Source organism: Microbulbifer maximicatervae (SeqCode), assembly GCF_052468155.1.
Map to the genome: position 1 here is coordinate 2,735,863 of NZ_CP174335.1, position 12,027 is coordinate 2,747,889.

11 protein-coding genes are annotated in these 12,027 nt (G+C 49.3%); 6 read left to right on the forward strand and 5 right to left on the reverse strand.

The annotated features are described in order from the left end of the window. Positions 1 to 115 precede the first annotated feature (115 nt). Positions 116 to 463: a hypothetical protein gene (locus ACJJIY_RS11800; protein ID WP_444898083.1), complete on the forward strand. Its 348-nt coding sequence runs from the start codon at positions 116 to 118 to the stop codon at positions 461 to 463. 378 nt (positions 464 to 841) lie between these two features. Here the strand turns inward: ACJJIY_RS11800 and ACJJIY_RS11805 are convergent, their stop codons facing one another. Together ACJJIY_RS11805 and ACJJIY_RS11810 are read right to left on the reverse strand one after the other, a co-directional pair. Further along, a complete protein-coding gene (locus ACJJIY_RS11805) occupies positions 842 to 1,777 on the reverse strand; it encodes a TauD/TfdA family dioxygenase (RefSeq protein WP_444898082.1) in 936 nt (311 codons plus the stop codon). Continuing rightward, positions 1,770 to 2,540 (reverse strand): class I SAM-dependent methyltransferase, encoded by a 771-nt coding sequence (locus tag ACJJIY_RS11810; protein WP_444898081.1) that lies wholly within the window; start codon positions 2,538 to 2,540, stop codon positions 1,770 to 1,772. Before ACJJIY_RS11810 ends, ACJJIY_RS11805 begins: the two co-directional genes overlap by 8 nt. A 729-nt stretch (positions 2,541 to 3,269) precedes the next feature. Here ACJJIY_RS11810 and ACJJIY_RS11815 point away from each other — a divergent pair. Beyond that, positions 3,270 to 4,562 carry a class-II fumarase/aspartase family protein gene (locus tag ACJJIY_RS11815; RefSeq protein WP_445357978.1) on the forward strand — a complete coding sequence of 431 codons (1,293 nt, stop codon included), beginning with the start codon at positions 3,270 to 3,272 and terminating at the stop codon, positions 4,560 to 4,562. Positions 4,563 to 4,884: 322 nt separating this feature from the next. Then, positions 4,885 to 5,625 (forward strand): carbon-nitrogen hydrolase family protein, encoded by a 741-nt coding sequence (locus tag ACJJIY_RS11820; protein ID WP_444898079.1) that lies wholly within the window; start codon positions 4,885 to 4,887, stop codon positions 5,623 to 5,625. A 39-nt stretch (positions 5,626 to 5,664) separates the two neighbouring features. Here ACJJIY_RS11820 and ACJJIY_RS11825 read toward each other — a convergent pair whose 3' ends face one another. From ACJJIY_RS11825 to ACJJIY_RS11835, 3 genes are all read right to left on the reverse strand, one after another. Next, complete coding sequence (locus ACJJIY_RS11825; protein WP_445357979.1) at positions 5,665 to 6,717, reverse strand: NAD(P)H-dependent flavin oxidoreductase; 1,053 nt, start codon at positions 6,715 to 6,717, stop codon at positions 5,665 to 5,667. Positions 6,718 to 6,847: 130 nt separating this feature from the next. After that, positions 6,848 to 7,585 (reverse strand): TIGR04219 family outer membrane beta-barrel protein, encoded by a 738-nt coding sequence (locus ACJJIY_RS11830; RefSeq protein WP_413664944.1) that lies wholly within the window; start codon positions 7,583 to 7,585, stop codon positions 6,848 to 6,850. Positions 7,586 to 7,747: 162 nt separating this feature from the next. Next, complete coding sequence (locus tag ACJJIY_RS11835) at positions 7,748 to 8,620, reverse strand: LysR family transcriptional regulator (protein WP_282931865.1); 873 nt, start codon at positions 8,618 to 8,620, stop codon at positions 7,748 to 7,750. A 197-nt stretch (positions 8,621 to 8,817) separates the two neighbouring features. On the opposite strand from ACJJIY_RS11835, the gene leuC reads away from it, so the two are divergent. The 3 genes from leuC to leuB are packed head-to-tail and all read left to right on the forward strand — an operon-like array spanning position 8,818 to position 12,002. Continuing rightward, positions 8,818 to 10,266, forward strand: coding sequence for a 3-isopropylmalate dehydratase large subunit (leuC, locus tag ACJJIY_RS11840; protein WP_444916529.1), 1,449 nt, complete (start codon positions 8,818 to 8,820; stop codon positions 10,264 to 10,266). Continuing rightward, positions 10,266 to 10,913 (forward strand): 3-isopropylmalate dehydratase small subunit, encoded by a 648-nt coding sequence (gene leuD, locus ACJJIY_RS11845; RefSeq protein WP_108732431.1) that lies wholly within the window; start codon positions 10,266 to 10,268, stop codon positions 10,911 to 10,913. The genes leuC and leuD overlap by 1 nt, the downstream gene beginning before the upstream one ends. Before the next feature lie 30 nt (positions 10,914 to 10,943). Continuing rightward, positions 10,944 to 12,002 carry a 3-isopropylmalate dehydrogenase gene (leuB, locus tag ACJJIY_RS11850; protein ID WP_445359665.1) on the forward strand — a complete coding sequence of 353 codons (1,059 nt, stop codon included), beginning with the start codon at positions 10,944 to 10,946 and terminating at the stop codon, positions 12,000 to 12,002. The last annotated feature ends 25 nt before the right edge of the window (positions 12,003 to 12,027 follow it).

Sequence of the window (12,027 nt, forward strand, 5' to 3'; positions counted from 1 at the left end):
CGCTTTGTGCTGTAGACCAAAGCAGCTTTACCATGGTGATGGCCTGAGTAAAGCGTTGCGCTTATGAGTAGGTCTATGCTACAACTCAGATATGTGTAATCGAGAGGAATAAAAGATGATGAGTTCTTTGGAAGTGGCAGAGTATTATTTCAAACTCTCAAACGAAAGTAACTTTGATGAAATCACAAAGCTATTTTGTGAAAGCTCCACATTCAGGTCAGGAAAAGGAGATCTATTCTTAGGTGTGAATGACATTATGTCTATGCAGAGGCTTCATCATGGTATGTTTTCAAAGCTTGAGTGGGAAGTATGCAGTGTTACAGAAACCAAACCCGGGATAGTTCATTTCAATTTTAACTTTACAGGTGAAACACATGCTGGAGAAAAAGTAGAGTATTCCGGCTTGGAAGATGTGGTTGTATATGGCGGTAAAATTCAGCACGTTCAAATACAGCGTTTGTGATACCTTGTAGCTCCATATCAGCAAGTGCTGCATGCAGGGGTAAAAATCAGGCAAGGGAAGCCATGTAAGTTAAAACAAGAAGCTTTGAAAAGCTGGCCTAGTTTTGCCCAAAAAATCCTCCAACTTCATAAGTCCGGTGTTTGAGGTGTTAATAAAATGACTAGCCTGCCTATAGTAGCTATCCGGTATCGTTAGGTTTAATTGGAAGTTAATAGAAATTTTTGCGGGGAGATCTTTCACCCGTTAAAGCTGGAGAAGTGTTTAAAGTACTTCTCCAGTTTTTCTTAGGCTGCCAATCAGCATTTCGCAAATTATTAGCTCACAAAGTGATGGTGTTCTGCTAAAGAGTATATGGTTTATGGGTTGATTAGATGGAGCCTAATCAATCCATACCCTGGTATAAACCCGCTTCTGATCCGGAGTATCAATAAATCCATCCCGATCATGTAGGACTTTGGTGTTGTCAACGAAGACCATATCTCCAGAGTTCATGTAGAAGCTTAATGTATTCTCCGCACTGTTTAATTCCTTATCTAGTATATCCAGAGCCTTAAGTACTTCTTTTGATAAAGGCTGGTTCACGCGCTGATGGCCTTTCTCAATCCAGTACCGCATATAACGAATGCTGAGCTTTTCGTTTGAATATTCGAAAATAGGAAAACAGTTCTCAAGTATGCTTTTTATGTTTTTGTCACTGCCTGGAGTAACTAAATCTCTAATATAGTTGTTGTACAGGATCTCTAGTTTTTGTGGAGCGGTTTTTCGCAAGTTTTCATGAACTTGAGCCGCAGAAACGATTTTCGATTTTCCACCTTCAACTGCCGGAGTAAGGCAGCATAATCCAAGTATCTTTGGTTGTACGGTACGTTGTGAGCTATCAGTATGGACGCCAGTGGGTGCATTTGTCTGAGACACAGGAATAGCTTCGCTAGTGTAGTCTTTTCCTGTGTCGAGAATCCCATAAAGCCGGCCATAAGTATCTATAGTATTGCCCATTGCCAGGCTAAGCTTTAGAAATAGTAGGTTAAGCGTTGGCTTGCTTAATGATTCCTCGCCTTGTATCCATGCCACACCACTACCATGCTCTATTTCATTTTTTATCTGGTTGGCAAGTTGGTCGAACTCAGGTGTGGCAACTGATTCTTGGGTCAGATTTTCAATCGGGTTGTTTTGTTGTTTGGCCCAGCTCTCCAAAGCCTCGACCTCAGATTTCCAGTTTGAAGGCCACAGAAACTTCCAGTTGGAAGTTGCGGTCATATCATTAGCAGTCCAGGCTTGAGCTTGAACTACTTCACATGGGGCTAAGTTAGTCATTTACTTGCACCTTAAATAATACGTGTAGTGGATAGCCGGCTAGTGGTGAGAAAAAATCTGGATCTAGGTCGAGGTGCTCTTGAGTCACTGAGAGTTCTTGAACAGTTGGTAGGGATTTAAAACCAGCTTGTGCCAGAGCTTCAAAATAGTGTGAAAAATTTTTATGCACGCATCGCACTGAAACTGGTTTTCCATCTCTGCGCCATATTTTTCCTTCAAATGTTTGATCTATACCATCTAAATAAGTCATGTTGCCGTGTTGAAAGTAGAACGGAGGAACTTCTTCCCTCATGAATGGCAGGCAAGGGTGGGGCACTGTAAAAATAAAGGTACCCCCTTTATTTAGTAGATTCTTGACCTTGCTTATCACTTTTGTCATTTCTTCTATGGTTAGATAGTTGAAAAGAAATACAGCGATAGCATGGTCAAATTTATCTCTAGGGAATTCTGTAAATGTAACCGCATTTCCAACTGCATATTCTGCTTTCGTCAAGTTTCCAGCAGAAGCCGTTTTCTTTGCCTGGGAAATCATCTCTGAAGAAGAGTCAACTCCAAAGATTGAACCTGCTCCCTTATCAAGTAGCATCCTGGATACATAGCCTTCACCGCAGCCCATATCCAATATGTTTTTCCCGGAGATATCTCCGATTGCTTCCAAAACTTTGGGGCGAGCGGTGAAATCACTGAGTAGGATTTTCTCAGAGCGGTTCCAGCTGTGAGCTTGTTTGTTATAGATGGTTTCAGTTGATAGTGGTAAGTTCATCCCGAACTGCTCCTTCAATTTTAGGGATAAAGTATGCTATGCAGTGGTGTGTGTATTGGTGTTTACTACATGGCTGGTGAAATTTTAGGTATCTGCGGCTTTAATTATTTAAGTTTAATTGCTGTTTTGATAAGGCTAGCATTTTAAATATATAAAATTAGTCGTTACCAGGAAGTCCATTTGGTAGTTTTTTGTATTCTGCAGCTTATTTTGGGTGGGCATGCTGGCAGTTTTTTATTGTTTGGTTTTGTTGCTTAGTTGAGTATGCAAAGCTGGAGGAGGAGCGTCAAGGTCTTTTCTTTGAGATGGAATATTCATAATTCACATTTTATTTATATTTTTCATGCCGGCTCAGGTTAGCAGTACTTTTGTTTTTAGAGTTGATATATGTCAAATAAAACTTATTTTTTGGGGTTGAATTTAATGGATTAAATTCGCTTTAGGATGCTGTTTAGATAGGGGGTAATGTAATCAGGAGTATGTTTTAGCTTGTTGTATTCAATTCTCTTAGGTTGGATTAATGTGCTTGATTAGCGGCGCCTCTAGTTCCCCATATTCTTGGCGCCTCGATTCTTAGGTTAATTTTTTAGAATATCTCTTCCTTAGCTAATCTGATGTTGTTGTGGTTTTGATCCTGTTGGCGTCTAGGCATCTTGTTAAGCGTGATTTGATATGAGAGCAACCGCGATTGATTCTGTCGTTTTTTGCGATATTTTTAGTACTTCAGCAATGCGGAAGATTTTCTCGGATGAACAGCGTGTTCAGCGCTATCTCGATGTTGAAGCGGCGCTGGCTAAAGTACAGGCCCGGTTAAAAATAATCCCTGCAGAGGCTGCAGAGGACATTACTCAACACTGTGATGCCAAGCAGATAGATTTTGTAAAGCTCAAGGAGCAAACGGAGCTGATTGGTTACCCGGTGCTGGGTGTTGTAGAGCAGCTAGTGTCACTGTGTAGTAGAGATTTAGGTCAGTGGTGTCATTGGGGGGCTACTACTCAAGATATTACGGATACGGCAACCGTCTTACAGATTAGGGCGGCGCTTGAAATTGTTGAGACGGAGGTCAATGGGATAGCAGATGCTTTAGCGAGCCTGGCCAAGCGTTTCAGGGATACGCCTATGGTTGGGCGTAGCAATCTTCAACAAGCGGTACCTATAACGTTCGGCTACAAGGCGGCTGTTTGGTTGGCTGGTATTCATCGCCATCAATCGCGCTTAAAAGAGATAAAGTCTCGGGCGTTTGTAGGGGAATTTGGTGGTGCGGCGGGTAATCTTTCTTCCCTGGGGCATCAGGGGCTAGAAGTTCAAAGAGGAATTATGCAGGAACTCGATCTCGGAGTCCCTTGTATCGCCTGGCATACGATGAGAGATCGTGTTACCGAAGTGGCTTGTCTATTGGGGCTGATTACTGGCACCTTGGGAAAAATAGCCCTCGATATAAAACTAATGGCACAGACAGAAGTCGGGGAGGTGGCGGAGCCTCTTATATCTGGCCGGGGAGCGTCTAGTACAATGCCCCAAAAGCACAACCCTCTATCAGCAGTTCTTATCAGCGGTACTGTCCCAGTGGTTAGACAGCAGGTTGCCTCTTTGCTGGAAGCGATGGTTGAAGACCATGAGCGGGCTACGGGCCCGTGGGAGATAGAGTGGATTGTTCTGCCGGAAATATTCTGCCTTACCGCATCGATATTATCCCAGGCACGTTTTGCGCTAGAAGGACTTCAGGTATTTCCAGAAAAAATGATGCGAAACTTGGAAATGACAGGAGGTTTAGTGCTCTCTGAGGCTGTAATGATGGGACTGGGACCGAAACTGGGGCGTGAGAATGCCCACGATTTGGTTTACCAGATTTGCTGCCAGGCAATGGAGACGGGTCGTCCTTTTTCTGACTTGTTAAAGGAAGATAAACAGGTGTCGGGGGCTCTCTCTGATGCGGAGTTAGATCAACTTCTTGACCCTCATAACTATCTTGGATCATGCGGGGAGATGGTTGATGCAACGCTTGCTGGAAATGAGCGCTGACTCAGTAACCTGCCGTTTCCCAATTGTCAGTGCTAGCTGCTGTGGATTGATTCTTGTGTCCGCTGCTCTTAATGCAAACTCTCTAAGATTAGAGTCTAAACATTTATCTTGGCTGGTTGTTATTTTTTCAGTCAACTATTTTATTTTTAAATAGATACCTGAAGAAAATGTAGGTTATTTATTTAAAGATAGGGATTCTATAGCTGGAAGAAACTTAAAAATTAACACAATCAAGAATCGATGCTTATTACTTGTGGTGTAACATATACAGTAATTTATTCGGTTCATGTTGTATTTAAGTGGTGATCTGAAGGGGGGGATGATGGGCAGGTTTAAACTGGCATTGGCACAGTTGCCGTCAGTGAAAGGAAATATAGGACGCAATATTGAGTCACATATCCATGCTGTAAAAGTCGCAGTAAGGAAAAAGGCCTCTATTGTGGTGTTTCCTGAACTTTCTTTAACTGGTTATGAGCCGGATCTGGCTGAACAATTAGCGCTTAAGATCGACGCTCCACAGTTAAGCCCTCTAGCGGAGGTGGTAGCTGACAGTGGTGTTTGGCTAGTTGCGGGTGCGCCTATTCGCCAGAAGAATGGTATTGCGATCGGTTCGCTCGTATTTTCTCCTCAGGGTGAGATTTCTGTTTATTTGAAAATACATTTGCACCCAGGAGAAGAAAAGTGGTTCGTTCCCGGATCTGAATATCTATCACTGAACATCGAAGGTGAGACCGTAGCTCTGGCTATTTGTGCAGATGTTTGTAACCCAGGTCATGTTGCCACCTATGAAAAGCAGGGGGCTTCAGTTTATGTGGCGGGGGTATTGATTACTCCGACGGGATACCCGGAAGATAGTCAACAGTTGGCAAACTATGCTTTAGAGCACAATTTACTGGTGGCTATTGCGAACTTTAATCAGCCGACAGGTGGTTATTCCACAGCCGGCTGTAGTGCAGCTTGGGGCCCCGAAGGTGAGATTGTCAGCGCGAGTGATACAGCCAGCCAACTAGTTTGCGTTGAGCGCGATGATGAAGGGTGGTGTTCGGAGATTGTATCTCTTTAATTGTGCAGCTCTATAAATGGTAGTTGCCAATAGCTCCCTTCATTTACTCGCTTCCAGCTCCGCTACTAAAGCTGTCACCAATCCGGCTGCGGGCAGGGCTCGTGCGAGAGGGGCTCCTTGTCCGGCCCATTGAACGGCATATTCGTCATTGCCCGCTTTTGTAGCTGCCTGAGCCAGGGCTTTGCCCGCGGAGTAAGCGATCGGGTAATCCGGCAGAGGGGGAGCGCCCTTACTTAGTGCTTTATAGAATTGGTTGCTGATACCGCGAGCGGGGCGCCCGGAAATATTGGCGGTAATCTCTGTGTGCTGTGCGCGCTCACTTTGCAAGGCGCTGCGGTAGCTGTCGGAGGCCGCAGATTCCGGACAGAGGACAAATGCGGTTCCCATTTGCACGGCGCTGGCTCCGAGAGATAGTGCAGCGCGAATGCCAGCGCCATCCATAATGCCACCCGCAGCAACGATTGGTAAGCTGCTGTGGCAACACAGCAATCGCACCAAGGCCAGAGTTCCAATTTCCTGGTCGCTCTCTGGGTGGAAGACCCCCCTATGCCCACCAGCTTCAATACCTTGGGCAATTAAAACATCGATACCAGCATCCTCAGCCAGTTTGGCTTCTTGAGGGGAGGTTGCCGTGGCCATCAAGATAATCCCTGCACCTTTTAGTGCGGCGATAAACTCCTCTGACGGTAGGCCAAAGTGGAAGCTGACAACCGGTGGCTTTTGCTCGAGCAAAACTTCCAGCATGGCCTTATTGTCGATAAATGTTGAGTAGGGTTCATTGATCAACTTGGGAACCGGTGTATCGAAGGCGGCAAAATGTGGGGCGAGATGGGAAAGCCAGGCTTGCTCCCGTTGGGGATCTTTTGTCGGGGGTTGGTGGCAAAAGAGGTTTACATTAAAGGGGTGCTCGGTCTGGTCGTGAGTACAACGAATTTCATCTGCGGCTTTTTCTACTGAGCAGGCGCCGAGCCCAAGTGAGCCGAGTCCTCCTGCATTGGATACAGCGGCGGCGAGAGCGGGTGTGGATACCCCGGCCATGGGTGCTGCAAAGATGGGATGGGAAATTCCGAGTTTTTCGAGTAATGGATTCATGGCCCTGCCTTTGAATTGCGCTCCCCTTCTGGGCCACCTTAGTGCAGATTGAGCGAGGTAGCTATACCTCACAGGCGTTAGTGCTGCAAAAGTTTTTGGGGAGCGCGAACAGCAATCCTAGGTGGATTGCTTACAGATGTAGGTTGAAACCGATGTATGGTCCTTTGATTTCAATATCGCTCTGCAAGTCGTCGAGCTCTTCCAGATCGAGAGTCATTACGCGGTAACCAGCTTCGATAGCAAAGTCGACAGCTGGTACAAAATCCCAGCGCACTTTAGCTGTCAGGTCGGTATGGGTATCGCCACGGTAGGCCGTTGCATTGCCTTGGGCAATTACAGACCAGCCGGTAAATGGAAGATCAAAGCGCGCCATGCCGTAGGCCATAGGCAGGTAGCCCGTGAGGTCGACAGTCTCTGCCTGGGTATCGCTCACTGCAGTAAATTCACCGTCATACATACGCGCGGTCAAACCGAGATCCAGATTTACCCAGTTGTCCAAAATTTCGTAGTAAAGAGTGGCGTCGGTATGGCTGAGGTTCAGATCTGTGCGGATTTCTGAATTGGCAGTGAAGGTTTCATCATCAAAAGTAACGGAGGTGGCCAGGGTATCGTCACCGTCGGTATCGATATTGCTGTGGGCCAGAAGCACATTGGGCACCAGGGGAATGGGGTGTTCCAGGGCAACCTGCAGGAAGGTAATGTTATCTTCCGAGAGGGACAGGTTATCCAGCTTGTATTCGTCGGTACCGATATTACCGCTATAGCCTGGCAGCCATGCGCCGGCAGTAGCATCAAGGCCGAGGATAGTATCTGCGCTTGCGGTGCCGCAGGCGAGGAGGGTACTCAAGGCAAGTGCGGATTTCTTCATTGACTTCACTCCGTGATGAATTTGTCGCGGAGTTTACAGATAAATTTTTCCCGTGCCGTGGCTAAGTTGCACATTTTTACAAATCTTTAACGTTTTGCACTGGTAAAAATGGTGCGTTTGGGTATTGCCTGTTAGTAAATTGGTCGCTTTTTTCCTGCCTCACTAAATAGCTGCTTCGAACAACATCTGTTGTAGCGCGCTGGCGGGATTGCTCAGTGTTCGGCCCCGGTGACTGATTACGCCAAGGTTTCGCAGTACTTGCAGCTTTTTGACTGGCAGCACTGCCAGGCTGCTGTCCACCAGTGTGTGGGGCAGAACACTCCAGCCGAGACCGACACAGGCCATCATCTTAATGGTTTCCAGATAGTTGGTTGCCAGCTTCGCGGTGAGTTTTAACCCCTGGGCATCAAACTCTCTTTTGATCAGGCGCCCGGTATAGGTATTCATATCCGGCAGTATGGCTGGATAGTTGGCGAGGTCGGTGAGTTCCAGTTCCGGCAATTTTGCCAGGGGGTGGTCCGGGGCCGCCACCACAACACAGGGGTCGGGCCAGATCACTTCGGCATTCAGGTGCGGATACTCCTTAAGTGCCAGGGTGACCACGGCCAATTCATATTTGGCGGCCATCAGGGCTTCGTAAGCTTGTTCCGAGTCGACAAAATCGATGTCCAAGGCAACCTGTGGGTAGCGGAAACTGAACTCTTTCAGCACTGGAGGTAGATGATGTAGACCCACGTGATGGCTGGTGGCGATACGCAAGCTGCCGCTGACCGAGTTGCTCAATGCGCGCAATTCCCGCTCGGTGTCGCTGATCTCATTGAGTATATGGCGGGCGCGGGGCAGCAGGGCGCGGCCGGCATCGGTGAGCTGCAATCGTCGTCCAATACGATCGAACAGCGGGGAGCCCAGTTGCTGTTCCAGGGCAGCCAGGCGCTTACTCATGGCGGGCTGGGTCAGGTGCAGCAGCTCGGCGCCTTCAGATACCGAACCCTGTTCGGCGATTGCCAGAAATGCCCGCAGCCACTGTAGTTCCAAGCTGTTTCCCCTGAGCTGGTTTGTCAGTAAAGGTTCCGATTGAGCCCCTGTGTAAATGGCAGAGACGCCAGAAGATGGATATTACCTCAGTTTGGCTTTCGAATTCCATTTAGGAATACTTTAGATAATAAATATAAATTGGTGTTATTTGGTGGGTCTGGGTAGACTCAGGCTCTTAACTACTGAGAGGAATGGCTGTGGCAGGGCAAACACTCTACGACAAACTCTGGCAGGACCACCTGATCAAGAACTGTGATGATGGCTCCTCACTTATCTATATCGACCGCCACCTGATTCACGAGGTGACCTCCCCCCAGGCGTTTGAAGGCCTGCGTCTGGCGGGTCGCAAACCTTGGCGCAAGGATTCGCTAGTCGCCACTCCCGACCACAATGTGCCTTCCGAGGCGGCCGAGCGCGCCGCTGGCGTCAGTGGTATTCGTGATGATATCTCCCGAATCCAGGTGCAGACTCTGGATGAAAACTGCCGTGACTTTGATGTAGTCCAGTTCGGCATCAATGAGCCGGGACAGGGTATTGTGCATGTGATCGGCCCGGAAACAGGTGCGACACTGCCGGGTATGACGGTGGTTTGTGGCGACTCACATACCTCCACCCACGGGGCGCTCGGCGCCTTGGCCCACGGTATTGGCACTTCTGAGGTGGAGCATGTGATGGCTACCCAGTGCCTTACCCAGAAGAAAATGAAGAATATGCTGGTTCGCGTCGACGGCCAGCTGCGCCCAGGTGTCACGGCTAAAGATGTGGTGTTGGCGATCATTGGCAAAATTGGCACTGCTGGCGGTACCGGTTACGCGATCGAGTTTGGCGGCGAAGTGATGCGTAACATGTCCATGGAAGGCCGTATGACCGTGTGCAATATGGCCATTGAAGGCGGTGCTCGCGCGGGGATGGTGGCGGTAGACCAGATCACTCTCGATTACGTGAAAGGCAAGCCCTACGCGCCGAAAGACGAAATGTGGGATCGCGCAGTTGAGGCCTGGAGCCACTTGCACTCTGATGACGATGCGGTATTCGACGAAGTCGTGGTATTGGTCGGTGAGGATATTGAGCCGCAGGTCAGCTGGGGCACTTCCCCTGAGATGGTGGCGCCGATCAGCGCCCAGGTGCCTACCCCCAGTGACGAGAGCGATGCCACCAAGCGTACGGGCATGGAGCGAGCGCTGGAATATATGGGGTTGAACGCTGGGCAGAATATCAGCGATATCAAACTGGATCGCGTATTTATCGGTTCCTGCACCAACTCCCGGATTGAAGATCTTCGCGCAGCAGCAGAAGTTGCCAAGGGCCGTTACAAGGCGGATAGCGTCAAGCAGGTGCTGATTGTTCCGGGCTCCCAGGCTGTAAAAGCCCAGGCTGAGCGCGAGGGGTTGCACGAGATTTTTGTTGAAGCCGGTTTTGAGTGGCGCGAACCGTCCTGTTCCATGTGTCTGGCGATGAATGCGGACAAGCTGGGGGCGGGAGAGCACTGTGCTTCCACCTCCAACCGCAACTTTGAAGGGCGCCAGGGTTACGGTGGCCGCACGCATCTGGTGAGTCCCAGTATGGCGGCAGCGGCTGCAATTGCCGGCCACTTTGTCGATGTGCGAGAGATGGCACCGGTACAGCTGGAAGAGGAGATGGTTTGATGAAAGCGTTTACCCAGCACGAAGGTCTCGTGGTACCGATGGATCGGGCCAATGTGGATACCGACCTGATCATCCCCAAGCAGTTTTTGAAATCCATTAAGCGCTCTGGCTTTGGCCCGAACCTGTTTGATGAGTTGCGCTATTTGGATGAGGGGGTTCCCGGGCAGGACTGTTCTGGCCGTCCGCTCAATCCGGACTTTCCCCTTAATTTCCCCCGCTACCAAGGTGGCTCAGTGCTGATTGCACGGGAGAATTTTGGCTGCGGTTCCAGCCGTGAGCACGCACCCTGGGCACTGGAAGATCACGGCTTCCGCGCAATTATCGCTCCCAGCTTTGCCGATATCTTTTTCAACAACTGTTTTAAAAATGGTCTTTTGCCAATTGTCCTGGCGGAAGATGTAGTGCACCAGTTGTTTGAGGAAACACACGGGCAGGAGGGTTATGCGCTCACCATCGACCTGGAACAGCAGCATGTGCGCAAGCCCTGTGGCGAGCTGATTCCATTTGAAGTGGATGCCTTCTACAAGCACTGTTTGCTAAATGGTCTCGATCATATCGGTCTGACCCTGGAGCACGCCGACGATATTCGCGCTTATGAGCAGGCGCGCCGAGAGAAAGCCCCCTGGCTTTTTGATGCGGTTCAATAATTAAAGGAAATTCCTGTGACGAAAAAAGTAATGATTCTGCCCGGTGACGGCATTGGTCCGGAAATTGTTGAACAGGCCATGGCGGTGCTGGAAGTTGCATCGGGAAAATTCAATCTGGGGCTCAGCTTTGAGCAGGGCCTGATAGGTGGCTCATCTATCGATACTCACGGTGAGCCTCTGACTGACGAAACTCTGAAGGCGGCGGGTGATTGCGATGCGGTGCTGCTCGGCGCGGTAGGCGGCCCTCAGTGGGATACCCTGGAGCGGGAAATTCGCCCGGAAAAAGGCCTGTTAAAAATTCGCAGCGGCCTGGGCCTCTACGCGAACCTGCGCCCGGCGATTCTCTATCCACAACTGGCCGATGCCTCTTCGCTAAAGCCTGAAGTGGTCGCCGGCTTGGATATTCTGATTGTGCGCGAGTTAACCGGCGGCATTTACTTTGGTGAGCCGCGCGGTATCAAGACCCTGGAAAATGGTGAGCGCCAGGGCTTTAACACCTACGTGTACAGCGAATCAGAAATTGAACGCATTGCTCGCTCTGCCTTTGAGGCGGCACAAAAGCGCAATGGCAAACTCTGTTCTGTCGACAAAGCCAATGTACTGGAAGTGACAGTGCTCTGGCGCGAGGTGTTGGATCGTCTGGCTCCGGAATATCCCGATGTAGAGCTGTCCCATATGTACGTGGACAACGCGGCGATGCAATTGGTGCGGGCGCCCAAGCAGTTTGATGTGATGGTAACCGGCAATATGTTCGGCGATATCCTCTCCGATGCTGCCGCCATGCTTACCGGTTCCATTGGGATGTTGCCCTCCGCCTCCTTGAACGAAAGCGGTTTTGGTCTTTACGAACCCTGCCATGGCTCCGCTCCGGATATTGCTGGCCAGGGTATCGCCAACCCGCTGGCGACTATTTTGTCTGCTGCCATGATGTTGCGCTATTCCCTCGATATGAATGAGGCCGCAGATGCGATTGAAGCAGCAGTGAGCAAGGTGTTGGAGCAGGGTTTGCGCACTGCCGATATTTATACCGACGGCTGCCAGAAAGTCTCTACCGCAGAGATGGGCGTTGCCGTTGTAGCCGCACTTTAAGTTTCGATTCCACAAGTTTCGAAAC